21 protein-coding genes and 1 tRNA gene are annotated in these 24336 nt (G+C 42.5%); 20 read left to right on the forward strand and 2 right to left on the reverse strand.

Annotated elements, in window-relative coordinates:
* Nucleotide 1: 1 nt before the first annotated feature.
* The 13 genes from DWX84_RS14180 to DWX84_RS14240 all read left to right on the forward strand — a co-directional run bounded on the left by DWX84_RS14180 (nt 2) and on the right by DWX84_RS14240 (nt 12741).
* A complete protein-coding gene (locus DWX84_RS14180; RefSeq protein ID WP_005865232.1) occupies nt 2–1279 on the forward strand; it encodes an O-antigen polymerase in 1278 nt (425 codons plus the stop codon).
* Complete coding sequence (locus DWX84_RS14185) at nt 1254–2744, forward strand: flippase (protein ID WP_233573941.1); 1491 nt, start codon at nt 1254–1256, stop codon at nt 2742–2744. Before DWX84_RS14180 ends, DWX84_RS14185 begins: the two co-directional genes overlap by 26 nt.
* Nucleotides 2745–2762: 18 nt before the next feature.
* The gene (locus DWX84_RS14190) at nt 2763–3716 is read left to right on the forward strand and encodes an ATP-grasp fold amidoligase family protein (RefSeq protein ID WP_121961067.1); all 954 of its coding nucleotides are present in this window, start codon (nt 2763–2765) and stop codon (nt 3714–3716) included.
* Between the two features lie 108 nt (nt 3717–3824).
* Nucleotides 3825–4730, forward strand: coding sequence for a glucose-1-phosphate thymidylyltransferase RfbA (gene rfbA, locus DWX84_RS14195; RefSeq protein ID WP_005865238.1), 906 nt, complete (start codon nt 3825–3827; stop codon nt 4728–4730).
* Nucleotide 4731: 1 nt separating this feature from the next.
* The gene (gene rfbC / locus DWX84_RS14200; protein WP_005865240.1) at nt 4732–5313 is read left to right on the forward strand and encodes a dTDP-4-dehydrorhamnose 3,5-epimerase; all 582 of its coding nucleotides are present in this window, start codon (nt 4732–4734) and stop codon (nt 5311–5313) included.
* A gap of 1 nt (nt 5314) precedes the next feature.
* Nucleotides 5315–6226 carry a dTDP-4-dehydrorhamnose reductase gene (rfbD, locus tag DWX84_RS14205; RefSeq protein ID WP_005865242.1) on the forward strand — a complete coding sequence of 304 codons (912 nt, stop codon included), beginning with the start codon at nt 5315–5317 and terminating at the stop codon, nt 6224–6226.
* 5 nt (nt 6227–6231) lie between these two features.
* Nucleotides 6232–7371, forward strand: coding sequence for a dTDP-glucose 4,6-dehydratase (locus DWX84_RS14210; RefSeq protein ID WP_005865244.1), 1140 nt, complete (start codon nt 6232–6234; stop codon nt 7369–7371).
* Nucleotides 7372–7385: 14 nt separating this feature from the next.
* Entirely contained in the window at nt 7386–8648 is a 1263-nt protein-coding gene (locus DWX84_RS14215) for a nucleotide sugar dehydrogenase (protein WP_005865246.1), read from the forward strand.
* Nucleotides 8649–9805: 1157 nt separating this feature from the next.
* Complete coding sequence (locus DWX84_RS14220; protein WP_008778517.1) at nt 9806–10309, forward strand: hypothetical protein; 504 nt, start codon at nt 9806–9808, stop codon at nt 10307–10309.
* A gap of 200 nt (nt 10310–10509) precedes the next feature.
* A complete protein-coding gene (locus DWX84_RS14225; protein ID WP_005865250.1) occupies nt 10510–10959 on the forward strand; it encodes an HU family DNA-binding protein in 450 nt (149 codons plus the stop codon).
* Between the two features lie 5 nt (nt 10960–10964).
* Nucleotides 10965–11162 (forward strand): hypothetical protein, encoded by a 198-nt coding sequence (locus DWX84_RS14230; RefSeq protein WP_005865252.1) that lies wholly within the window; start codon nt 10965–10967, stop codon nt 11160–11162.
* 12 nt (nt 11163–11174) lie between these two features.
* On the forward strand, nt 11175–11645 hold the full coding sequence (locus DWX84_RS14235; protein WP_005865254.1) for a D-Ala-D-Ala carboxypeptidase family metallohydrolase: 471 nt from the start codon (nt 11175–11177) through the stop codon (nt 11643–11645).
* Nucleotides 11646–11691: 46 nt separating this feature from the next.
* Nucleotides 11692–12741: a DUF3810 domain-containing protein gene (locus DWX84_RS14240; RefSeq protein ID WP_008778516.1), complete on the forward strand. Its 1050-nt coding sequence runs from the start codon at nt 11692–11694 to the stop codon at nt 12739–12741.
* Nucleotides 12742–12749: 8 nt separating this feature from the next.
* Here DWX84_RS14240 and DWX84_RS14245 read toward each other — a convergent pair whose 3' ends face one another.
* Entirely contained in the window at nt 12750–14957 is a 2208-nt protein-coding gene (locus DWX84_RS14245; protein WP_048927734.1) for an alpha-galactosidase, read from the reverse strand.
* A gap of 225 nt (nt 14958–15182) precedes the next feature.
* Here DWX84_RS14245 and ileS point away from each other — a divergent pair, with 225 nt between their 5' ends.
* From ileS to DWX84_RS14270, 5 genes are all read left to right on the forward strand, one after another.
* A complete protein-coding gene (gene ileS / locus DWX84_RS14250) occupies nt 15183–18605 on the forward strand; it encodes an isoleucine--tRNA ligase (protein ID WP_005865260.1) in 3423 nt (1140 codons plus the stop codon).
* 168 nt (nt 18606–18773) lie between these two features.
* Entirely contained in the window at nt 18774–19154 is a 381-nt protein-coding gene (locus DWX84_RS14255; protein ID WP_005855535.1) for a TraR/DksA C4-type zinc finger protein, read from the forward strand.
* The gene (locus DWX84_RS14260; protein ID WP_005865261.1) at nt 19155–19772 is read left to right on the forward strand and encodes a lipoprotein signal peptidase; all 618 of its coding nucleotides are present in this window, start codon (nt 19155–19157) and stop codon (nt 19770–19772) included.
* Nucleotides 19773–20558, forward strand: a complete 786-nt coding sequence (locus tag DWX84_RS14265) for a DUF4296 domain-containing protein (RefSeq protein ID WP_122297432.1) — start codon at nt 19773–19775, stop codon at nt 20556–20558.
* A gap of 24 nt (nt 20559–20582) precedes the next feature.
* Entirely contained in the window at nt 20583–20912 is a 330-nt protein-coding gene (locus tag DWX84_RS14270; protein ID WP_224202554.1) for a hypothetical protein, read from the forward strand.
* Here DWX84_RS14270 and DWX84_RS14275 read toward each other — a convergent pair.
* Nucleotides 20835–21602, reverse strand: a complete 768-nt coding sequence (locus DWX84_RS14275) for an RNA methyltransferase (protein WP_005855539.1) — start codon at nt 21600–21602, stop codon at nt 20835–20837. The genes DWX84_RS14270 and DWX84_RS14275 overlap by 78 nt on opposite strands.
* A 76-nt stretch (nt 21603–21678) precedes the next feature.
* On the opposite strand from DWX84_RS14275, the gene DWX84_RS14280 reads away from it, so the two are divergent.
* Nucleotides 21679–24039 (forward strand): BamA/TamA family outer membrane protein, encoded by a 2361-nt coding sequence (locus tag DWX84_RS14280; RefSeq protein ID WP_005865267.1) that lies wholly within the window; start codon nt 21679–21681, stop codon nt 24037–24039.
* Between the two features lie 78 nt (nt 24040–24117).
* Nucleotides 24118–24191 (forward strand) — tRNA-Arg (locus DWX84_RS14285).
* The last annotated feature ends 145 nt before the right edge of the window (nt 24192–24336 follow it).

Raw genomic sequence — 24336 nt, forward strand, 5'->3', positions numbered from 1 at the left:
TATGATAGCACCGTTTTTGTTGTGTGTTTTTGCTGCTTGTTTTAGTAAGTTTGTTTATGGTAAATTATATAATCCTAGTACTGTATTTTTTTTGATTTGGATGCTGTTGCTGGCTTTTTCAAGATTAGGGTTGTTTGGCGTTCCTGTACCAAATAGTGATACGTATTTGTTGTTATTTATAGGATTATTCTCTTTTTTTGTTGGGTTTGTATCTGTTGATTTAAAGAAATGGTTTGGGAGAAAAAATATTTTTTTTAGAAAATTTGAAAGCGATGTAAAATATTCATATGTATTGAATTTTAAAATTGTAATTGTTCTATACTCTATAACATTTGTATATTTAGCTTATCAAGCGGTTATTGTTATTGGATTATTGCAATCAGGCCTAACCCTATCTGCAATTCGAGAGTTGTTTACTTCTTCAGATCTAAATTTGTTGAGACAATCAAATTATATGGTTGCTATACAAAATTTTATAGCGACACCTACTGTCTATTTAGCTATAGCGATACTCCCAATAGAATGGTTTAAAGGTAATAGAAATAAGATTTTTATTGTTTCAACTATTCTGATGATTATTGCTTGGGTTCTTACTTCTGGAGGTCGATCTGTTATTCTATGGATGGCTATTTATGTTATATATTTATATAAGTGGAAGGGTGTAAAGATAAAATTGAAAAAAGAAAATAGGAGAAAAATTGTACTGGTTGTTTTGTCTTGTATTATATCATTGATTTTTACAACGATATCAAGGAAAGGTGAAAATGTTGATTTTTTCTTTCAAATGTATCAATATTTCGTTGTTCCAATTGCTCATTTAGAATATAGAATAAATGAATTGAATGCTTCTTTTTTTAATGTTTATGGGTATGGTATGGCTTCGTTTTATGGTGTTTTTTATCCTTTTATGTTTATTTTAACGCTTGCGGGTTGGAAATATCCAATATGGTTAACTACTATACGTGATCTTTCATTTATGAACTTAGAAAATGTGGTGTTACTTGGGAGTGCTAGAATGAATGCATTTGTAACTACTTTTTTTCAATTTTACTTAGATGGTGGGATGTTTGGTGTTTTTGTTGGGGGGGTATTGTTTGGTTTTTTTGTTATGCATTTTTATAAAAAAGCGAAAAATGGTACAGATGATAAATATACGCTAATTTATTTATTATTGTTGCAAAAGTTGATTTTCTCATTTGTTAGATTCTATTTTACACAGCCCGTTCAAGGCATAAGCTTTTTAATGGCTTTTTTTGTTTATAAAAGAATTAGATTGTGAGGTGTTTAAAAATGTAAATTGTAAAAATTTGCCAAGTTTAAGGAGAAATATAGTATATCAGTTCTTGTATGAATTGTTGATAGTTTTCATTCCTCTATTTACGATCCCCTATGTATCAAGAGTTTTAGGTGCTGAGAATATAGGACTTTTCTCTTATACATATGCAGTTGCTAACTATTTTGTTTTGTTTGCAAATCTTGGAATTAAAAATTATGGAAGTCGAACGATTGCTATGGTTCGAAATAATAAAGAAGAATTGAATAGGAACTTTTCTGAAATTCTATCAATTCACATTATTTTTTCAATAATTGTAATATTTGTTTATTTAGTGCTTTTGTTTTTTTTTGTAGAGGATAATCTGGTCATATTTCTTATTCAGAGCATTTATGTTTTTGCTGCAGTCTTTGATATTAATTGGTTTTTCTTTGGAATAGAGAAGTTTAAGCTGACAGTAGGAAGAAATACTCTTGTGAAAATTTTGTCTGTATTTTTAGTTTTAGTTTTTGTTAAGACACAAACTGATCTTTGGATTTATGCGCTAATATTAGCCCTTTCTGTTTTTGTCGGGCAGTCAGTAGTTTGGTTTGCTTTAAAGCAATATGTCTCATGGAGGAGGCCTTCTTGGGCTAATATGAAACAACATATTCGACCCCTATTTGTATTGTTTTTGCCGATATTGGCATTGAGTCTTTATAAGTATATGGATAAAATTATGCTAGGATCCATTTCTTCGAATGTTCAAGTCGGGTTTTATGAAAATGCTGAAAAAATAATTAATGTGCCAATGAGTTTGATAATGGCATTTGGTGTAGTTCTTATGCCTCGAATTGCAAATATGGTGACGAGTAAGGATAAAGGAGAGGTTTTTAAGTTAATTGACATGTCGATGGAAGCTGTTATGTTATTAGCAATAGCTATCTCTTTTGGATTGGCAGGTATTTCATTTGTGTTAGCCCCCATCTTTTTTGGTTATGAATTTGAAGAATGTGGAATTCTTATAATGGGATTGGCTGTGACAGTCCCGTTTATGGCTTTTGCCAATGTGATAAGAACTCAATATTTAATACCTTATAAAGAGGATAAAATATTTGTTGTTTCCTTGTTTTTAGGTGCTGCTGTTAATTTGATTGTGAATATAATTTTGATACCATATATGGCTGCAAGAGGAGCTGTTATAGGAACTATTTTTGCTGAAATTATTGTTTGTATATATCAATCGTATTTTGTTAGAAAAAAAATTTTCATTAAAAAATATTTGTTAAATACGATTCCGCCTATACTAATTGGGATAGTAATGTTTGTTTTTGTTTTTCAAATAGGAAATGTAATGAATATAAATATTGTTACATTAATACTTCAACTTCTGGTAGGTATGTTTATTTATGCTGTTGGTGTGTTTTTACTTATGTTAAAAAGTAGAACACGGTTGATGGTTTTGTTGAGAAAATTTGTAGTAAGATATTAGTCGCTTATTATATATATTATGAAACATTTTATTCAAGCTAAATTGCCTTTGATATACCAATCGATTGCTTATATTGAATATTATAAAGATTTTTTAAGAAACAAAAAAATGTCTTTGGCTGTTTCGAGAATGTCTGATGAGGAACTTAAAGCTTATGATGCGTGTCTTTATAAAAATAGGCAAGGTAAAGAACTGGATTGGGAAAACCTAAAAACTTATACTGAAAAAATGCAGTGGGCGAAATTATTCGATAAAGATCCTCGAAAAACATTGTGTTCAGATAAGTATAAAGTGAGAGATTGGGTCGCAGATAAAGTTGGAAGTGAGTATTTGGTCCCATTACTAGCGGTATGGGATAAATATGACGATGTAAATCTCGATATATTACCTAATCAATTTGTTCTTAAAACTAATCATGGTTCTGGAGATGCGGTGATTATTCGCAATAAAAAAGCGATAACACTTGCTAAAAAAATAGAGTTGAAAAGGAAATTGAAATTCTCTTTAGAGACGGATTATAGTTGTAGGTACTGTGAAATGCATTATAAGGATATTTCGCCTAAAATTATCGCAGAAGAATTTATAGATTCTAGAGGCTCTGATTTGGTTGACTATAAGTTTTTATGTTTTGATGGAGTGCCTTACTATTGTTGGGTTGATATGGATAGATTTACAAATCATACTAGAAATGTTTATGATTTGAAATGGAATATTCAAGCGTGGAATCAACGATCATATGGTAATTTTAAAGGTGTAGTAGATAAGCCGAAAAATTTCGATATAATGATTGAAATAGTAAAAAAATTATCTCGAGGCTTTTCTCATGTTCGAGTAGATCTATATAATGTTGATGGGAAAATTTATTTTGGTGAAATGACATTTACTAATGGTAGTGGATTTGAGGATATTTCCCCTATTGAAGCTGATTTGATGTTGGGGGATTTATGGAAAATAAAGGAATTGGACTTTTAGGGAAAGTGTTGGAATGATTTTTCTTTGTAAATGTATTTGTCCTGTTTTACCGGATCTTTATTTGTGAGGTATTCTGAGTTAAATACTAATAATTGAAAATTCATAATTATGAAAGGAATTGTTTTAGCCGGTGGCTCGGGTACCCGATTCTACCCAATCACTAAGGGAGTGAGCAAGCAGTTGCTCCCTATTTTTGATAAGCCGATGGTGTATTATCCTATCAGTGTGTTAATGCTGGCGGGCATCCGGGATATCTTGATTATATCAACGCCCTATGATTTGCCGGGATTCAAGCGTCTGCTTGGGGATGGCTCTGATTATGGGGTGCGTTTCGAGTATGCAGAACAGCCCTCTCCGGATGGATTGGCACAGGCATTTACCATTGGAGCAGAATTCATCGGTGATGACAGCATTTGCTTGGTGCTAGGTGATAATATCTTCCATGGTAATGGATTTACCTTGATGCTAAAGGAGGCGGTTCGTACTGCGGAGGAAGAGAATAGGGCTACTGTTTTTGGCTATTGGGTGAGTGATCCGGAGCGTTATGGCGTGGCCGAGTTCGACCAGGCCGGCAGTTGCCTGAGTATCGAAGAGAAGCCGGAGTGTCCCAAGAGCAACTACGCCGTGGTCGGATTGTATTTCTACCCGAACAAGGTTGTTGATGTAGCGGGTAGCATTCAACCGTCCGCACGTGGAGAGTATGAGATCACTACGGTCAACCAACGATTCTTGGAGGATGGAGCGCTGAAAGTCCAGACTTTAGGCCGAGGCTTCGCTTGGCTGGATACCGGTACGCACGACTCCCTGAGCGAGGCATCTACGTATATCGAGGTATTGGAGAAGCGTCAGGGGGTGAAAGTGGCCTGCTTGGAGGGTATTGCATACCGTCAGGGATGGATAACCGAGGAGCGTATGCGAGAGCTGGCGCAACCCATGCTTAAGAACCAATATGGGCAATATCTACTAAAGGTAATTGAGGAATTAAAGGAGACAGGAGATCCGAATTTAGGTTAAGATGGAGGTAATAAAGACAGATATAGAGGGCGTGGTGATCATTGAGCCGAAGGTGTTTGATGACGCTCGGGGATACTTCTTCGAGAGTTTCTCGCAGCGAGAGTTCGAGGAGAAGGTTCGTAAGATAAATTTCGTACAGGATAATGAGAGTATGTCCTCATACGGAGTGATGCGCGGCTTGCATTTTCAGAGGCCCCCTTTTACGCAGAGCAAATTGGTGCGTTGCGTGAAAGGATGTGTCCTTGACGTAGCCGTGGATATTCGCAAAGGAAGTCCAACTTATGGTAAGCATGTAGCCGTTGAATTGAGTGAGGATAACCATCGCCAGTTTTTCGTGCCCAGAGGGTTCGCTCATGGATTCGCGGTATTGAGTGAGATAGCTGTTTTCCAATACAAATGCGATAATTTCTATGCTCCGCAAGCGGATGGGGGCATCTGTATAAAGGATGAGAGTCTGGGCATAGATTGGCGGATACCAATGGATAAGGCCCTTCTCTCGGAGAAGGATATAAAGCATCCATGCTTGGAGGATTTTGACTCACCGTTTGATTATCATGTAAATTTATACCTTGAATTTGAATAAGATGAATATATTGGTGACAGGAGCCAACGGGCAGTTGGGAAACGAGATACGTATCATCACCCGGGAAAGTGATGACCACTATGTATTCACGGATGTGAATCAAGTGGAAGGAGTAGAGACTGTCTTTTTGGATATTACGGATTTGGAAGCGGTGAGGGTACTGGTTGCGGAGCGGCGCATCGACGTTATCGTGAATTGCGCCGCCTATACCAACGTAGATGCGGCGGAGAGTAATGAGGCGTTGGCCGAGAGGCTGAATGCCGAGGCCCCGGAAAATTTGGCCAAGGCGATGAAGGCGGTCAATGGTTTGTTGGTGCAGATCTCTACGGATTATGTGTTTGGCAAAGAGCCTTACAATGTGCCCTGCCAAGAGGATCAACAGGGTACGCCAACCGGTGTGTATGGTATGACAAAATTGCGGGGTGAGCAGAAGATCATGACTGTAGGTTGCAAGCATGTGATAATTCGTACCGCTTGGTTGTACAGTGAGTTCGGGAAAAACTTTTGCAAAACGATGATGCACCTTACGGCTACTCGGCCCCAACTGAAGGTGGTATTCGATCAGGCTGGTACACCGACATACGCTTACGATTTGGCGAAAGCCATAGCGGCAGTCTTGCGTGATTATGCGACGGACATAGCTTGCGCTATTTATGGCAAGAGCGGCATCTATCATTACTCCAACGAGGGGGTCTGCTCTTGGTTCGACTTCACGAAGATGATCGCCGAATACAATGGCACGACCGCTTGTGATATCCGGCCTTGTCATAGCGACGAGTTCCCCAGCCCCGTAAAACGTCCGTCCTATTTGGTATTGGACAAAACAAAAATCAAAGAAACATTCGGCGTTCGAGTTCCTTATTGGACGGAATCCTTAAAACGATGTATCACTAATTTAAAAAACAACTGTTAAGAATCATGGCAAAACGAAATATAGTAATCACCGGTGGTGCGGGCTTCATCGGCTCTCACGTTGTACGTCTGTTTGTAAACAAATATCCGGGATATAACATCATTAATTTGGACAAGCTGACCTACGCCGGCAACTTGGCAAACCTAAAGGATGTGGAGGACAAACCAAACTATAAGTTTGTGAGGATGGACATTTGCGACTTTGAGGCGTTCTATCAATTGATGCGGGATGAGCAGATCGATGGTATCATCCATTTGGCGGCCGAGAGCCATGTAGACCGAAGTATCAAGGATCCGTTTACATTCGCCCGGACCAATGTGATGGGTACTTTGGCTTTGCTCCAAGCCGCTAAGTTGTATTGGGAAAGCCTGCCGGAGAAGTATGAGGGTAAACGCTTCTATCATATCTCTACCGATGAGGTGTATGGAGCGTTGACGATGAACCATCCGGAAGGAATCGAGCCCCCGTTCATGACAGCGGCTTCCTCCGGTGAGCATCACTTGGCATACGGAGATGATTTCTTCTATGAGACAACGAAATACAATCCTCATTCGCCCTATTCAGCGAGTAAGGCAAGTTCAGACCATTTTGTACGTGCCTATCACGATACTTACGGCATGCCGACCATCGTGACAAATTGCTCAAACAACTATGGCCCCTATCAATTCCCGGAGAAACTGATACCCCTATTCATCAACAACATCCGTCACCGCAAGCCGCTACCGGTCTATGGCAAGGGCGAGAACGTGCGCGACTGGCTGTTCGTGGAGGATCATGCCCGTGCGATAGACTTGATTTTCCACAACGGAAAGATCGCCGAGACCTACAATATCGGTGGCTTCAACGAGTGGAAGAATATCGATATCATCAAGGTGGTGATCAATACGGTGGATAGTCTGTTAGGACGTAAAGAGGGTGAGGATATGGATCTTATCACCTACGTGACTGACCGTTTAGGCCATGACGTACGCTATGCCATCGACTCAACAAAGTTGCAAAAGGAACTCGGCTGGGAGCCTAGCTTGCAATTCGAGGAGGGTATCGAGAGGACTGTGAGATGGTACTTGGAGAAGCATGAATGGTGTGAAAATATTATTAATGGTGAATACCAAGATTACTATGTAGAAATGTATGGAAATCGTTGAAAAATAATTATAAAATGAGCTATATAGTCAACAAACAATACAAAATAGCCGTAGCCGGTACCGGTTACGTTGGTTTATCAATTGCCACTTTGTTATCACAGCATCATGAGGTGGTAGCCATAGACATAGTTCCTGAGAAGGTAGATTTGATCAATAATAAAAAATCACCGATTCAAGATGATTACATAGAAGAGTATTTGGCTAGTCATAAATTGAATTTGAAAGCTACGCTAGATGCGGAGATGGCTTATAAGGACGCTGATTTTGTGGTGATAGCGGCTCCGACAAATTATGATAGCCAGCGAAATTTCTTTGATACGTCCGCTGTTGAGGCTGTGATAGAGCAGGTGCTTCGTTTTAATCCAAATGCTTTTATGGTCATTAAAAGTACGATACCTGTTGGTTATACGATTTCCGTACGTGAGCGGTTTCATACAAAGCGTATTCTTTTTAGTCCGGAGTTCTTGAGAGAGTCTAAGGCTTTGTATGATAATTTGTATCCTAGCCGGATCATCGTGGGTACGGATTTGTCTGATCCGGAATTGGTAGATGCCGCTCATATTTTTGCTGAACTGTTGCAAGAAGGTGCTATAAAAGAAAATATAGATACCTTATTTATGGGGTTGACAGAAGCTGAGGCCGTAAAACTATTCGCAAATACATATCTTGCACTACGTGTTTCTTATTTTAATGAGTTGGATACGTATGCGGAAATGAAGGGGTTGGATACTCAATCGATCATAAATGGTGTGTGTTTGGATCCTCGTATCGGTAATCACTATAATAATCCTTCTTTTGGCTATGGGGGGTATTGTCTGCCGAAAGATACAAAACAATTACTCGCTAATTATGCGGATGTACCCGAAAATTTGATAGAAGCGATTGTGGAGAGTAACCGGACTAGGAAAGACTTTATAGCAGATCAAGTACTTCGTATGGCGGGTTATTATGCTTACGGGGAAGAGAATGAATGGAGTAGTGTACGGGAACATCCTGTTACGATCGGTGTTTATCGATTGACGATGAAGTCTAATTCTGATAATTTTAGACAATCTTCTATTCAAGGAATAATGAAACGAGTGAAAGCAAAAGGAGCTACTGTGATTGTTTATGAACCAGCCTTGTCGGATAATACTACATTTTTTGGGTCAGAAGTTGTTAATGATTTGGATCTCTTTAAAAAACGTAGTGCGGCTATTATAGCCAATCGATATGATGTGGAATTGGATGATGTGAAAAATAAGGTATATACACGAGATGTATATAGAAGGGATTAATCTAAATTAAGGTTAGCGTCCAAAAATGACGTATAGCATCATTCAACAGAAATATAGATCTTTGTTGCTGTAATTAAAACCCAATTAATATGTAGAGCAATAACAATTCTGAAATTTTTTTCCTCCGCTACAAATCCGAAGCGGTCACGAACAAGGATTCCATCCGATCCTTCTGTTTTAGAAATAAGGTACCGTATAACCTGTTTGAAAAATGGTTAAGATGTTTTCATAGGAGATGGGTTGAAATCCGTACATTTAAGGAGGCTGAACATCAACTGTGCCTGTCACATGTCCGGGCTAATATGTTAAAGCGTATGATCAAGGAGGTGAAAAGAGAGCCTTGGTCTTTACGGACAGTTTGGATTTCTTCTTTAGAAAGGAACGTGATTATAATGAAGAGAATCTTATTCTTGAAGAAAGAGTCTGATGATCACTTACTATGCAATGTAACAGTATGTTACACTTTGGTCGTGACGAAGGTGTAGAAATGGCAGCTGCATATCATGGTGTAATCAGTACTGTGAGGCAGCGGGGGAAGTGAGCTTGGGATTTCCTTGGTGAATATTTTAAAAATATTTTTAATGATTGTAAGGACTTTGTTAATCTCATACCCCAGAATATAGAGTTGGTATGTACTAATGGTTAAATTCAATGTTTTTAACATAAAATTAGGTAGGTGCTACAAAAGAGCCTATACATTGGTGCATGCTCTAATTAGAGTACCAACAAAGGTGTTGCGTGATTGCCATAAATTAATTAGGAAAGCACTATTGGCGGTTTACTTTTGTTTATGTGGAGTCGATTTTTAAGATATCTCCTCTTCTATGTCTTCAACTCCCATGGTGTCAATCATGGGAGTACATATCGCCGATATGCTTATCGGTATAACGCCAAAAAAGAAAGAGGAACTTCCATGGAAGTGTTTGCAAGAAATGAGAACCACAAAGGTGCGATGATGAATGTGTAGATGATAGAATAGACTGTAGAATCGATATAGAATAAAGATTTTGTACCGGTCTTCTTTCTCCCTTCGGGGAGGTAAGGAGGCCGGTTCTGTTTTTATGTATGCCTTGATGATCCATATATAAATGTGGGATTCGGCCTTCTGCGGCGCAGGGATAAATATTCCCCCTGTGATCGTGGAAATGAAAAATCTTATGAAAGATTTGAAGGGACTATTAGGCGAATTTCGGGGTTGGCCTACCGTTGAGTTGTTTAGTGTGCGTCTGGCCGGATTGTCGGCGGAAGATAGAGAAAGGCATTTGCTGGGGTTTTGTAAGCTGGCTTTTGGGCATTATGAAGAGTTGCCGATGGGATATCGGAGATTGGTGGATGGTTATTTGGATGGGGAGCGAGGGGAGAACTTGATGGTGTGGTATTTGACAAGGCATACGCCGTGGAAGAATGCCCGTTATGAGTTGCATCGACCGGACTTGTTTTTGCGGATGGCGAAGCTGGTGGAGTTTACGGATCGGGATGGGCGTTTGCCTTATTCTCATTTGGCGGCTTGTTTATGTATGGCGTTTTCCGTCCGGAGTTTATCGGATCCTAATTCGGAGGTCTTGCCGAAATCCTTGGCTAGCCGTTTGAGCGCATTGAATATATTACCAAGTGATATTTTGGAACTGGCGGGGAAGAGGGAAATAACGGATGAGATGTGATTCTTTATTGATAAATGTTAAATGTACGTGGATTGAAGTCGATGAAATTTGGTGTGTTTTTCGTTGATTTGGGAATGTGTGTGTTGGCTGCTAGGTCGTTAACTGTTTTGCGTCATCGAAGTCAGGCTTTGTGGCTATTATACCTTTGTCATGTGTTCGAAGCATGGTTACATTCATTTATTCATTAAAAACGTATAGTTATGGCATTGAAATTTAAATTAGTAATGAGAAAGAATCTAGGTGAGGATCACGAATCTATTCCTGAAAAGGTATACGCTCAAATGGTGTATGGAGATCTGGTTACTTTTGATGAATTTGCGGAGGAGGTGGCAGATAGCTCTGGTGTAGGTAGCGCTAGCGTGAAGGCGGTTCTGGATCGTATGAATGTGGTGTTGGTCCGTCATTTACAGCATGGCAGGCGTGTCAGTGTAGGTGAGCTGGGACTTTTCCGCTTTTGTTTCGGATCGTCGGGGGTACCGGATGAGAAGACGTTTTCAACGAACTTGATTCGGGAGCCGAAAGTACGGTTCTACCCGGGCAAGGCGCTACGCGTAGCCAAGAGCCGGACAAGTTTTGAGAAGACTGTGCTTCCAAATGAAGAAGATACGGGTGGAAACGGGAGTGATAGTGAAAGTCCGGATGAAATCTAAGAGCTATGAGGCGTTTGACGATTCAATTAATTGTTGCGATCCTGCTCTCAATGAGCGGGATCACACTTCTCTTCAGCGGATTCTGGATTGATCCGCAAGGATTGATCGATAACAGTGTACTGGTGGCTTTCGGTGAGATCAGTACGTTTGCCGGGGCCCTTTTTGGAGTGGACTACTCTTATAAATTGAAAATTAATAATTGAAAATTGAAAATTATGGAAAGACATGATAAAAGGTTAACAGAGCATTTTTGTTTGGATGAGTTTACTTATAGTGGTATTGCCGTGGACAATGCGATAAATAATCAGCCTCCTCCTTGTGCATGTCTAGCCCTTCAAAATTTGGCAGTTGGTTTATTGGAACCATTACGTCTATTGTATGGGGCACCGATTGCTATATTGAGTGGATATCGGAATGAGAAGGTAAATCGTCTTGCTGGCGGGGTCGTTACCAGCCAACACTTGAAAGGAGAAGCGGCAGATTGCTATGTTGCCGATGGGCCGGAAAAATTGTTGGATGTATTGCAATGTTCCGGTTTAGTATTTGACCAAGCTATATTATATGGACGAAGACGTTTTTTGCATCTTTCCTTAAAGATAAATGGAAATAACAGGATGCAAGTGTTAGTTTATATGCTTTGTGTTGTCTGTATGTTCTGTAGTTGTGGAGCGTTAGTTCTTTTTTAATAATAAAACTGTGTGGACTGAAAAGGATATGATATATTTGCCTCCTATGATTAAACTTGAATATCTAAAAAAGATACGTGTTCGTTGGATTATATTGGCGATTTTTCTTGTCGCAATATGGATCGTGATGGGAAATCCCAGATTAGGCGAATGGTATTCCCGTTCGATTTATCCATGGGTATCGGGTATGCTATCTCGTTTCTCCTGCTTGTTCCCTTTTTCCGTAGGGGATTGTTTTATTTATGGTAGCATCGCCGGGTTATTAGGGTATCTGTCGTATGCGATTATAAGGAGGCGGAGGATCGGGAGGACAATAAGGCATGTCGTGGAATATCTGGCATGGGTGTATGTCTGGTTCTATATCGCTTGGGGATTGAATTATTTCCGGGAAGATTTTTTCACTCGTACGCGAACCACTTATGTGCCTTTTTCCTCGGAACATTTCCAATCCTTCTTGGATGCCTACACGGATTCCCTGAACGCCTCATGGGTTCCGATAGAGACGATCGATCGGGAGGTCGTGAAAGAGGCGGTGCAGGAAGGATATCGGGAATTGCCTACTCGTTTCGGGCTTACCACTCCCGGAACCTATCTTCATCCTAAAACGATGCTGTTCTCCCGGTTGATGAGTGGAGTAGGGGTGATGGGATATATGGGGCCGTTTTTTACGGAGTTCAATTTGAACGGCCAGCTCTTGCCCGTGCAATATCCCGCCACCTACGCCCATGAGATGGCTCATGTGCTTAGTATATCCAACGAGGCCGAGGCTAATCTATACAGTTATTTAATATGCACGGGTTCTTCCGTGCCGGAAATCCGGTTCTCTGGTTACTTCTCTTTGCTGCCTTATGCGCTGAGTAACGCATATGTGGCTTTGGATAAGGACGCTTTTGAGGCATGGAAGAAAAGATTACGCCCCGAGATCAAGGACTTGTATAACGAGAAAGTCGCCTATTGGCAATCCTTATACAGCCCGTTGATCGGCGAGGCACAAGACGTGGTCTATAATCTTTTCCTGAAAGGCAATAAGATACCTACTGGAACCGCTAATTATTCGGAGGTGATCGCCTTATTGATCGCCTTGGAAGGAGAATGATTTATTCATCATTTAACTTCCTCCAAATAAAGCACCCGGCTCGAGTAATCATTCTGTTTGTGATAATCGACAATGTGATTATAAGGGATTTCCAGTCCGTTCGCCATGAGATATTCTCCGGTGAAAGCTTTACCCTCGAAGGCCAGAGGCTCGTTGTCGATCCGGTTCAGTTCGCAGACTCTGTATTTCTTGTCTGGGGATAATCCGTTCATCTTTACACGGGGTAAATGTTGGTTGACAAAATGCTCGGTCTTCCACCAATAAAATACGGCTTTGTCTTTCTCCGGTGAAGTGTACATCAAGGAAGCTACTCCCAAACGATCGTACGGAGAAACCAGACGGTAGATATCGCCGAATTGCACGACGGGACGGATCGTCTTATAATCGGCGATCGCCTTGCGGCAAAGTGTTTTCTCTTCTTCTGTCATATTCTTGGGTTGGATCTCCATGCCCAAACGGCCGCTCATCGCTACGTCGATCCGATATTTTAGGGGAATGACCCGGAATGTTTGATGGTTGGGGGCGGCGCTGATGTGTGAGGCCATGGCGATAGCCGGGAAAAAATAAGAAGTACCCCATTGCATATAGATACGCTGTAAGGCATCGGTATTGTCGCTTACCCAAAACTCATCGAAGTAAGGCATGACACCGTAATTTGCCCGGCCTCCACCGCTGGCGCAAGCCTGTAGGGTTAAATCCGGGTATTTGGCTCGGATACGCTCACAGACTTTCTTGAATCCTTCGTGATATTCGATATACATATGGCTTTGCTGATCCGAAGGCAGATATTGGGAGCCATGGTTCAGGATGCTCATATTGGCGTCCCATTTGATATAATCGATCTCCGGGTATGTTGTCATCAAGTTGTCGACGATACCGAATATGAAGTCTTGCACCTCGGGATTGGAGAGATCAAGAACGACCTGTGTACCGCCACGCCCCAGGACGATTTCCCTGTTTGGAGCTTTCAATACCCATTCCGGATGCTTCTCGTACAATTCGCTTGTCGTGTTGGCCATTTCCGGCTCGATCCAGATACCGAATTTAATACCATGCTTGTTGGCGTCGGCGATCAGGCCCTCGATGCCTCTTGGTAGTTTTCGGGCATCAACCATCCAATCCCCTAAGGACGAGTTATCTTTATTACGAGGATATTTATCGCCAAACCAGCCGTCGTCCATGACGAACAACTCGCCGCCCATAGACTGGATATCACTCATCATTTGGTCCATACCTTCTTGATTGATATCGAAATATACACCTTCCCAACTGTTTAGTAAGATTTTCCGGGCGGTCGCTCCATTCGCTATCTTATGTTTGCGTGCCCATGCGTGGAAATTTCGGCTGCTTCCGCTTAAGCCGTCCTTACTGTAAGTCAGCGCCAATTCCGGTGTACGGAAACTTTCTTTGGCTTTGAGGGTGTAAGCCGAGTTCTCCTCGTTTATTCCCGCGAAGAAATGGTGATAGTCGCTATCATCCGTATCGAAGAATAATTTGTAGTTACCGCTATAGCATAGGGCGGCGCCAATAACGGAACCGGTGTTTTCCTTTGGTTTTCCGTCTAGGGAGATCATCACTTCGGCGTGGGCGGTATGGGAGTTGCGGATACCATCCTTGTTTTTTATCATCTTGATGCCCGGTCGTAACGGTTCTTGTGCCAATTGAGCCTCGTTTGCCCATGAGCCGTATAAGTGGGAAACCCATACGTCTCCTTTCCGGATCGGCAGATAAGCGGAAGCGAAACGATTGAGGGTGATCGCTTTTTTCTCCTCATGCGTGATCTCTGTCCAAGTCTCGATGATATCGGCGTCCGGATAGGTTCTGTAACAGAGATTCATATAAAAAGGATACACTTTATCTTTTAATCGGATCGTTGTGATATCTGCCGTTTGCTCTTTTCGTGTATCTACTTTTATGACTTCCAGTTGAAGGGTCATATTCCCGTCGCCATGGGTAACGGACAATGCGCTTTCGGAGGGGCAATTCAAGCCGTAGACCGGATAAGCGGAAAATGTTTTCTGCTCGGTCTCGAGCAAGGTAGCCGCATCGGAAGTGGATAACTTGTCTCCATAGTAGATGAATCTTACCTCTCCGCCGACAGGTGCGTCTAGCAATAATGAGGTATTCCTCGTGGAAATCAATACGTCTTGTGCCCATAAACTAGTGGTCAATAGGAAGGCGCAACATAAATAACCGAATTTACTCTTAATGTTCATTTTATTAGTAGGTGTTAGATTTAAATTCAGGGGCAAAAGTAGGAGAGAGCCGGTAGGTTTCCTAATAGGATTTTATCAGATACTGTTACTTTTCTGCTTTAACTAAAATTTGTTTCACGCAGAAGAAACCTGTGCTTTCATTAATGAAAATTCCATATTGTCTAATTCGAAAGAAATCACTAACTTTGCGGCAATTTTTTAGAAGCAAGATAAATACATCGCGATATGAGTAAGAAATTTACCGAATATTCTAAGTTTGACTTGTCGAACGTAAATAAAGAGGTGCTGAAGAAATGGAAGGATGGAGACATCTTCCATAAGAGTCTTGAAACAAGAGAGGGACATCCTACATTCGTATTCTACGAGGGTCCTCCATCCGCAAACGGTATGCCGGGTATTCACCATGTTATCGCCCGTTCGATTAAGGATATTTTCTGCCGCTATAAAACCATGAAGGGATTCTTGGTGAATCGTAAGGCGGGTTGGGATACACACGGTCTGCCTGTCGAGTTGGGCGTGGAGAAGGCTTTGGGCATCACGAAGGAAGATATCGGTAAGAAGATTTCTGTCGCTGAGTATAACGCCGCTTGCCGTAAGGACGTGATGAAGTTCACGAAAGAGTGGGAGGATCTGACGCAGAAGATGGGTTATTGGGTGGATATGGAGAATCCGTATATCACGTATGATAACCGCTATATCGAGACCTTGTGGTATCTATTGAAAGAGCTTTATAAGAAAGGTCTTTTATATAAAGGCTATACGATCCAACCGTATTCTCCCGCTGCGGGTACGGGCTTGAGCACGCACGAGTTGAACCAACCAGGCTGTTATCGTGACGTGAAGGATACGACTTGTACGGCACAGTTCCATATATTGGACCCGAAACCGGAGATGGCACAATTCGGCGATCCTTATTTCTTGGCATGGACAACGACTCCTTGGACGTTGCCTTCCAATACGGCGCTTTGCGTAGGCCCGAATATTACTTATCTGGCTGTACAGACTTATAATCCTTACACGGGTATCCCGATGACTGCTGTTATAGCGAAAGATTTATTGTCTGCTTATTTCAATCCGAAAGCCGCTGAGCTTTCTTTGTCTGATTACAAACCGGGTGACAAGCTGGTTCCTTTCAGCGTAGTAGGTGAGTGGAAGGGTTCCGAGTTGGCCGGTATGAAATATGAGCAATTGATCCCATGGGTAAATCCGGGTGAAGGTGCATTCCGTGTGATCACGGGTGATTTCGTTACGACAGAGGATGGTACGGGTATCGTACATATCGCGCCGACGTTTGGTGCGGACGATAACCGTGTGGCGAAAACATTCGGGGTTCCTCCTTTGATGATGCAGGATAAGGATGGAAATATGCGCCCTATGGTGGATATGACCGGTAAGTTCTATAAGCTGGAAGACTTGGCTCCGGAGTTTGTACAAAATTGTATGAACGCCTCTGATTATGATCCATGGCAAGGAAAATTCGTGAAGAACGCTTACGATGATACGAAGACGGATAAAGATGAGACATTGGATATTGAGATCTGCATGATGCTGAAGGCCCAGAACCGGGTGTTCAAGATCGAGAAGCATGTCCACAATTACCCGCATTGCTGGCGTACCGATAAACCGGTATTGTATTATCCGTTGGATAGCTGGTTTATCCGCACGACCGCTTGCCGTGAGCGCATGATCGAGTTGAACAATACGATCAACTGGAAACCGCAGAGCACGGGTACGGGACGTTTCGGCAAATGGCTGGAGAACTTGCAAGACTGGAACTTGAGCCGCAGTCGTTATTGGGGTACTCCGTTACCGATCTGGCGTACGGAAGATGGTAGCGAGGAGAAGTGTATCGGTTCCGTGGTAGAGCTGTTCGGCGAGATCGAGAAATCGGTGAAGGCCGGCTTTATGGAGTCTAACCCTTATAAGGACTTCGCTCCGGGAGATTATACGAAGGAGAACTACGAGAAGATCGATTTGCACCGTCCGTATGTGGATGATATTATCTTGGTTTCCGCTTCCGGCAAGCCGATGAAGCGTGAGACAGACTTGATCGATGTATGGTTCGATTCCGGCGCTATGCCTTATGCCCAGATCCACTATCCGTTCGAGAACTTGAAGGAGTTCGATAATCGTCAGATCTATCCGGCTGACTTTATCGCTGAGGGTGTTGACCAGACACGCGGTTGGTTCTTTACCCTGCATGCTCTGGGCACCATGATCTTTGATAGCGTGGCTTACAAGGCTGTCGTGTCTAACGGTCTGGTATTGGATAAGAACGGAAACAAGATGTCTAAACGCTTGGGCAACGCTGTTGATCCATTCTCTACGATCGAGAAGTATGGTTCGGACCCGTTGCGTTGGTACATGATCACGAACGCTTCACCATGGGATAATATTAAGTTTGATATCGATGGTATCGAAGAAGTTCGCCGTAAGTTCTTTGGTACATTATATAATACGTATTCATTCTTTGCTTTGTACGCGAACGTGGATGGCTTCGACTACTCCGATCCGGATGTGGAATGGAGCAAGCGTCCGGAGATTGACCGTTGGATCCTTTCTCTGTTGAACAGCTTGGTGAAGGATGTGGATGGCTACTTGGAGGCTTACGAGCCGACTCGTGCCGGACGTGCTATCTCTGATTTCGTAAATGATAACTTGAGTAACTGGTATGTGCGTTTGAACCGCCGCCGTTTCTGGGGTGGTGGTATGACGGAGGATAAGTTGTCCGCTTACCAGACTTTATATACTTGCTTGGAGACAGTGGCTAAGTTGATGGCTCCGATCGCTCCGTTCTATGCCGATCAGTTATTCTTGGACTTGGTCGCTGTTACGGGACGTGAGAACGTTGAGTCCGTACACTTGTCCGATTTCCCGGTTTACGACGAGTCTAAGATCGACAAGAATTTGGAAGAGCGTATGCAAATGGCTCAAGATGTTTCTTCTATGGTATTGGCTCTTCGCCGCAAGGTGAATATCAAGGTTCGCCAGCCGTTGCATACGGTAATGATTCCGGTTGTAGACGCTCATCAACAAGAGAGTATCGAGGCCGTGAAGAACCTGATCTTGAACGAGGTGAACGTGAAGGAGCTGAAGTTCGTGGATAATACGGCAGGTATCTTGGTGAAGAAGATCAAACCGGACTTTAAGAAGTTGGGCCCGCGCTACGGAAAGATCATGAAGGCGTTGGCCGCCACGATTCAATCGATGAGCCAAGAAGATATCAACGCTTTCGAGAAAGCCGGAACGTTTACCTTGATGGTAGATGGACAGGAGGCCGTTTTGGAGCGTACGGATGTAGAGATCATCTCTGAGGATATCCCGGGTTGGTTGGTCGCTAATGAAGGTCGCTTGACAGTCGCTTTGGATATTACCGTAACCGAGGATTTGCGTAAGGAGGGGCTGGCCCGTGAGTTGGTGAATCGTATCCAAAACTTGCGTAAGAGCAGCGGTTTCGATATAACGGATAAGATCCATGTATCCATTCTTTCTTGCGAGGAGATGGATGAGGCGATCCATGATTATAAGGATTATATCGCTAACCAAGTATTGGCGGAATCTATCGAAATCATGGATAATGCGATCAGCGACGCTACGGAACTCGATTTCGAGGACTTTAAATTGTCCGTAAAGATCGAGAAAGCTTAAAAATAGAATAGCATTTCTTGCGGAAGAATTAGGAATGAAATATAGGAAAATCGATAATTATATTATCTTTGCATGCAAAGAAGAAATAATATGATTTTATATTCATTCTTAATTCTTCTTTTTGATTGATATTTGAACGATTGTTGAACCTAAATTTTTTTTAGAACCATGGCAGAGAAGACAAGATATTCAGACGCTGAGCTCGAGGAGTTCCGCGCTATTATATTAGAGAAACTGGAAATCGCGAAGAGGGATTACGAGCTTTTGCGATCAGGGGTTACGAATTCCGACGGTAACGACGTGGCTGATACGTCTCCTACATTCAAGGTGCTGGAGGAAGGTGCTTCTACGTTATCGAAGGAAGAGGCGGGCCGTTTGGCGCAACGCCAGATGAAATTCATCCAGAATTTGCAGGCCGCTTTGATCCGTATCGAGAATAAGACCTACGGTATTTGCCGGGAGACTGGTAAATTGATCCCGAAAGAAAGGCTACGTGCCGTGCCTCATGCGACTTTAAGTATCGAAGCAAAACAAGGAGGTGCAAAGTAAATGAGATATTCTAAAGGTTGGGGAGCAGTGTTAATCATAATACTGCTCCTTCTTCTTGACCAAGCGCTGAAAATATGGATTAAGACCCACATGCAGTTGCATGAGAGTATAGAGATAACTCCGTGGTTTTATCTCTATTTTACCGAGAATCCGGGTATGGCATTCGGTATAGAGGTGATTGGGAAATTATTCCTTTCCGTATTCCGTATCGTGGCTGTATTGTTTATCGGATATTATTTGTATAAGCTGGTTAAAGAAAATTATAAATTCGGTTTTATTGCCTGTATATCTTTGGTTTTCGCGGGGGCGGTGGGAAATATAATCGACTCGATATTCTATGGCGTGATCTTCGACCATAGTTTCGGGCAACTCGCTACTTTTATGCCGGAGGGAGGTGGTTATGCCTCTTGGCTGCATGGTAAGGTGGTGGATATGTTCTATTTCCCATTGATAGAGACCGTATTCCCTGATTGGGTTCCGATCTGGGGTGGACAGGAGTTCGTTTTCTTCCGTCCGATCTTTAATTTGGCGGACTCGGCGATTTGCGTGGGAGTTTTCCTTTTGTTAATATTTTATCGGCATACTTTGTCGGCTAGCCTTTCGAAAGAAGAGAAATAAATGCGGAGAAAATTACGGATATATGGTATGGCTTTATTAGCCACGACGTTGCTGGCGGCATGTAGTAAGGTTCCGGATGGTATTCTGTCGGAGAAAAAGATGCAGGGTGTCTTGACGGATATGTTGCTGGCTGAGGCCATGGTAAATGTGGATTATAATACTTATAAATCCGATACCATGAAGCTTGCCTTGTATGAGTCTGTATTCCGTAAGCATGATATTACACAAGCGGTGTATGATAGCTCGTTGGTGTGGTACGGCCGTAACTTGGATATTTATATGGAGGTCTACAACCGGGTCTTGGCCGATCTTAATAAACGGATCAATAACTTAGGGGATGTGCAGGCGGACGCTGCGCCGGTATCGAACCGGGATTCTGTGGATATTTGGCCTCGCCGTTCTTATCTGGTCTTGTCTCCTACCTCTGTATTTAATGGGGTGACTTTCGATATACGTCCGGAAACGAATTATTCCTCGGGCAGTAGTTTCGTGCTGGGCATGCGTGTCTGGGGATTGAATAACAAAATGGCTTATGAGCCGGAGGTACGTTTAAGTGCGGACCAAGGTGATACGACCTTGACGGTGAATAGTAAGATCACGAAAGATGGATATCACGAGACGATCTTGAAGACTATACCAACTAAGAAAGTAAAGCGTGTGTTTGGATATATCCGTATGGATAATATGGATACGACTTATTATAAGGTGTATATAGATAGCTTAAGCTTGATGAAATATAACTATGGTAAGGAGCTTGCCGAATTACCTAAGGATTCTATTAAGTAATCTCTCTATTTGTTTATTGTACTTATGAGAAGAATTGCCGCTCATTACGTTTGGTGTAAGCAGGTTTATCGTATGCATTATATCGAACTGGATGATAATGGTGTGTTTCATGGTGTTTACCCGTTGAATGAGGAGATAGCTGGAACCGCTTTTTATGATGGAGTGCTGGTGCCGGTTCTTTCCTCGGAACCGGCGATTGGTTTTAAGCAGGTGATGGGATCTTGGCCGGCGTTAACCGAAAAGATTACGCCGGGTTGTTCAGTCCATATATATCGTTTAAGCGGGATTCCCTTGGCGTCTGCGAAACTCGGCACAGACCACGGCTGTAGCGATAGCCACATTGAGAGACTCTGAGGTGTCTCTTCCTTCCGGATAGTTCGGGATATACAATTTTTCGTTTACAAAAGCCTCGATGGCGGGACGTATTCCATTTCCTTCATTACCCATTATCAAGATACCGTTTCCGGATAAGGTTTTCTCATATAAGTTTTCTCCGCCAAGGAAGGTGCCGTATAAAGGTATGGCTTGGGCAGATTGGGCCTGTAAGAACGTTTCCAGATCGGTGTAATGTATTTTTACGTGGGCGAGCGCACCCATAGTGGCTTGTACGGTTTTTGGACTGAAAACATCGGCGGTATCTTTGCTGCATACGATATGGGAAATACCGAACCAGTCCGCTAACCGGATGATCGTACCTAAGTTGCCCGGATCTTGGATTCCGTCTAATGCGAGAACAAGCTCCTTTTCCGGCGTTATTTCCGTTATATCCCAATTGGGGCGTTTAAAGATCGCGAGTACATCTTGGGGATTTTTCAGGAAGCTGGCTTTACGAATATCATCTTCTTCCGCTACCAATAACTCCTTGGCCGGAATATCGCCTTGTGTAGCCATCCAAGATGGCTTGGCTATTAATAACTCACATTCAAAGGCCGGTAACATATCGGCTACCAATTTATTTCCTTCGGCTACAAAAACATTATTTTCATTCCGGAATTTCTTTAATTCCAGAGAACGGATGTATTTGACTTTGGTCTTGCTTAGCATCTTAGTTCTTTTTACAAAACAAAAGTACGGTAAATTCTTTAAATTCCAGTACATTCGCGATCGTAAAAAGCTTGGAATGATGAATCGATCTCTACGTATATGCTATTTTATCTGTATCGTACTACTGCTAGCCTCTTGTAGTACGACCAAGTTTGTGCCGGATGGGGAATATTTGCTGGATAAGGTGGAGATCGTGTCGGATAACAAGGATTATAAGTCTGCGGATTTAAAATCTTATCTTAGGCAGCAACCAAACTTCAAGGTGTTTGGTCTGATGAAGTGGCAGTTGTTTGTCTATGATTGGTCTGGTAAGAATGAGAAGAAATGGATCAATAAACAGTTACGTAGGATTGGTGAGCCTCCCGTGGTGCTGGATACGATGTTGGTGGAACAGTCCGCCATGGAACTAGAGCGTTTTTACATTAATAAAGGGTATGTCCATGCGGATGTATCAACGACGATCGATACGACACGCCATAAGAAAGCGGTTGTAACTTACCATATAAAGGCGAACGATCCGTATAGGATACGCAATTACACGATGAAGTTCCCCGATCCGAAAATTGATAGTTTGGCACATCTGAAAGCGCCTCGCCGCTCTCCCTTAGCTTCTGCGTTCCGGTCCTCACAGGAAGAGTATAACCAATTAGTTAAGGAAGGAACTTTATTTGACCGGGATATATTGGACAAGGAGCGGGAGCGTATTACGACCTTACTTCGCTGGAACGGGTATTATGGTTTTAATCGGGATTATTTAGGATATATCGCTGATAGTTCTTTTAACCAAAATGTCGTGGATCTTGATATGTCCATGAAACCTTATCGGAAGGTGTTGCCCAATGGGTCGGTAGAGGATCAGCCGCATCGTCAGTATTATATTAAGGATGTAACGGTCTTAACCGATTATAATCCGATGGGGGTAGGAGAGGACGCTAGTTTCATGGCTACAGATACGATGCTCAGCGCAGGGGTGAATATCGTATATGGCCGGAACGGGAAGAGTATCCGTCCGAGCGTGCTCCGGAGGAGTACTTATATTCGTCCGGGGCAATTATTTAGTGAGAAGAATATAGAGCAGACCTATTCAGCGTTCGCTTCTCTAAGGGCTTTGAGGAATGTAAATATACGTTTTACGGAAGTAGAGGAGCGGGATACGATGAAGTTGGATTGTTACATTCTTACTTCTCCCGCGAAGATAAATACGGTGGGAGTGGATTTGGAAGGCACTAACTCGGCGGGTGATTATGGGTTTGCCTCCAGCTTGAATTATCAGCATAGGAATATCTTCCGAGGATCGGAGCTGTTTTCGGCGAGGGTGAGAGGGGCTTACGAGGCGTTATCCGGAAATAAGGCGAATGGCTTTGGTAATTACTGGGAGTTAGGTGCGGAAGGGTCCTTGCTGTTTCCTCGTTTCTTGTTCCCGTTCTTGAGTTCGGATTTTCGTAGGCGGCTACGTGCGTCAACTGAAGCGAAAATAAGTTACAACCTGCAAAAACGTCCGGAGTATACGAGGGCGATTCTATCTGGTGGTTGGAGTTATATTTGGCAAGATCGGGGCAATACACAGGCACGCCATACCTTTAAGCTTGTAGACTTGAATTATGTGTATTTGCCGGATAAGAATATGGACTTTATCAATAGCTTGCCGGATTATATGGTGTTGTATAACTATACGAACCATTTTATCATGAGTTCGGGATATACTTATTCCTTCAGCAATTATTCTCCCCAGAATCGTTTGAGAAACACGCATTCCCTACGTGCGTCGGTCGAGGTCGCAGGGAATTTGTTGAGTGCCTTTTCGCATCTTACGGGGGCGAAGAAAAATGATGACGGTTATTATGAGTTGTTTGGTACGGAATATGCGCAATATGTGAAATTGGATTTCGATTTTAGTAAAGGAATCGTGCTTGACAGTCGTAACAAGTTAGCTTTCCATATAGGAGTGGGAGTGGGGATGGCTTATGGTAACTCAAACTATTTACCTTTTGAGCGTGCTTATTTCTCGGGGGGAGCGAATAGTGTCCGGGGATGGTCTGTACGAGAGTTAGGTCCGGGTAGTATGGAAGTTGACAGCACGACTTCTTTCGCTCTTCAATCGGGGGATATCCGCTTGGATTTGAACTTGGAATATCGAACGAAACTTTTTTGGAAGTTTGAATTGGCGGCTTACATAGATGCCGGAAACATATGGACCCGGAATGTATCAGATGAACGCTATAAGGCTGGAAACTTTGATTTCTCTCGTTTTTATAAGGAGATCGCTGTTTCCTATGGTTTGGGACTTCGTTTGGACTTTGATTTCTTTCTACTACGTTTAGATACAGGCTTCAAGGCTTATAATCCTCAGGAGAAAAAGTCTAGGCGTTGGGCGATAACCCGTCCTAATTTCAAGGATAATTTCGCCTTGCATTTTGCCGTTGGTTATCCATTCTAAATTCAATATGTAAAAAAGTGTACTAAAAGTTTGCAAGGAAAAGAAAAATCCTTACCTTTGCACCACGAAAATAAGGATGGTCAGGTAGCTCAGCTGGATAGAGCAACAGCCTTCTAAGCTGTGGGTCCTGGGTTCGAATCCCAGCCCGATCACGAGGGAGATTCTAAAAGAGTCTCCCTTTTTTGTTATAATCAGATGCCAGTTTTTTTCTTTTGCTTGTTTTGATCGTTGTTTATTGATCTTTTATGGAAAACTTTGAGTGTTATCTAGGCTCACCCGATAAATCAGGGGGAAAAT

Source organism: Parabacteroides sp. AF21-43, assembly GCF_003635435.1.
GTDB lineage: Bacteria > Bacteroidota > Bacteroidia > Bacteroidales > Tannerellaceae > Parabacteroides > Parabacteroides distasonis.

Coding starts and splice junctions, on each gene's coding strand:
- DWX84_RS14265 (WP_122297432.1), top strand. CDS start 19,773: ATGCGGAGAAAATTACGGATATATGGTATGGCTTTATTAGCCACGACG.
- DWX84_RS14260 (WP_005865261.1), top strand. CDS start 19,155: ATGAGATATTCTAAAGGTTGGGGAGCAGTGTTAATCATAATACTGCTC.
- rfbC (WP_005865240.1), top strand. CDS start 4,732: ATGGAGGTAATAAAGACAGATATAGAGGGCGTGGTGATCATTGAGCCG.
- DWX84_RS14270 (WP_224202554.1), top strand. CDS start 20,583: ATGAGAAGAATTGCCGCTCATTACGTTTGGTGTAAGCAGGTTTATCGT.
- DWX84_RS14245 (WP_048927734.1), bottom strand. CDS start 14,957: ATGAACATTAAGAGTAAATTCGGTTATTTATGTTGCGCCTTCCTATTG.
- DWX84_RS14280 (WP_005865267.1), top strand. CDS start 21,679: ATGATGAATCGATCTCTACGTATATGCTATTTTATCTGTATCGTACTA.
- DWX84_RS14225 (WP_005865250.1), top strand. CDS start 10,510: ATGGCATTGAAATTTAAATTAGTAATGAGAAAGAATCTAGGTGAGGAT.
- DWX84_RS14180 (WP_005865232.1), top strand. CDS start 2: ATGATAGCACCGTTTTTGTTGTGTGTTTTTGCTGCTTGTTTTAGTAAG.
- DWX84_RS14210 (WP_005865244.1), top strand. CDS start 6,232: ATGGCAAAACGAAATATAGTAATCACCGGTGGTGCGGGCTTCATCGGC.
- DWX84_RS14215 (WP_005865246.1), top strand. CDS start 7,386: ATGAGCTATATAGTCAACAAACAATACAAAATAGCCGTAGCCGGTACC.
- rfbA (WP_005865238.1), top strand. CDS start 3,825: ATGAAAGGAATTGTTTTAGCCGGTGGCTCGGGTACCCGATTCTACCCA.
- DWX84_RS14190 (WP_121961067.1), top strand. CDS start 2,763: ATGAAACATTTTATTCAAGCTAAATTGCCTTTGATATACCAATCGATT.
- DWX84_RS14240 (WP_008778516.1), top strand. CDS start 11,692: ATGATTAAACTTGAATATCTAAAAAAGATACGTGTTCGTTGGATTATA.
- DWX84_RS14230 (WP_005865252.1), top strand. CDS start 10,965: ATGAGGCGTTTGACGATTCAATTAATTGTTGCGATCCTGCTCTCAATG.
- DWX84_RS14220 (WP_008778517.1), top strand. CDS start 9,806: ATGAAAGATTTGAAGGGACTATTAGGCGAATTTCGGGGTTGGCCTACC.
- DWX84_RS14255 (WP_005855535.1), top strand. CDS start 18,774: ATGGCAGAGAAGACAAGATATTCAGACGCTGAGCTCGAGGAGTTCCGC.
- DWX84_RS14235 (WP_005865254.1), top strand. CDS start 11,175: ATGGAAAGACATGATAAAAGGTTAACAGAGCATTTTTGTTTGGATGAG.
- DWX84_RS14275 (WP_005855539.1), bottom strand. CDS start 21,602: ATGCTAAGCAAGACCAAAGTCAAATACATCCGTTCTCTGGAATTAAAG.
- ileS (WP_005865260.1), top strand. CDS start 15,183: ATGAGTAAGAAATTTACCGAATATTCTAAGTTTGACTTGTCGAACGTA.
- rfbD (WP_005865242.1), top strand. CDS start 5,315: ATGAATATATTGGTGACAGGAGCCAACGGGCAGTTGGGAAACGAGATA.